Origin of the sequence: Streptomyces calidiresistens, from assembly GCF_014141525.1 — a bacterium.
In the GTDB taxonomy this organism is placed as follows: Bacteria; Actinomycetota; Actinomycetes; order Streptomycetales; family Streptomycetaceae; genus Streptomyces; species Streptomyces calidiresistens.
The window spans coordinates 1-522 of record NZ_VKHS01001518.1; the positions used below are offsets into that span (position 1 = coordinate 1).

The 522-nt window shown below is 75.5% G+C and carries 1 protein-coding gene; it reads right to left on the bottom strand.

The window, feature by feature from the left end:
• On the bottom strand, positions 1–222 hold a 222-nt coding region (locus tag FOE67_RS28100; RefSeq protein WP_182667605.1), incomplete at its 3' end, for a hypothetical protein.
• Positions 223–522: the final 300 nt, after the last annotated feature.

Consider the following 522-nt stretch of genomic DNA (forward strand, 5'->3'; position numbering starts at 1 on the left):
GGCCGGCACCGCGTGGGCGGGCGGGGAGGCCACGGCGGCGCCGGACAGGGACCCGGCCACCAGGAAGCCCGCGGCGGCGGCGGTGCCGCCGCGCAGGGCCGCGCGGCGGGACAGGAAAGTGCTCGCGACGTCCTGGAAGGAGCGGTTGCCGGAGGGGTTCGAACTCACCTCGTCGGGGTCGATCTCGGGGAACACCGGTCCGGGCGCCGACTGCGCTGACATCTTCTGCCCTCACTGCTCTACCCCGCCGACGGCGGAGGTGTTGGTCGTGTGATGTTGCGGCGAGGCTAGGAGTCGGTCGTGGCGTCGAGGGATGGGGAAGGTGAACGGCGGACCACCTCCGCACATACGGGCGATCCGATTCACCCGATCACCCGCCGGTCGGGGGGCGCGGTCCCACCCCGGAAGGGGGTGAACACGATGACCGGACCCCGGGGCCGAGCGGATCCGCGCACGGCACGGGGCACCCGGTCCGGAGGGCGGGAGCGGGCCCGCCGGGCGCCCCCGGGAGGGGCCGTGGGG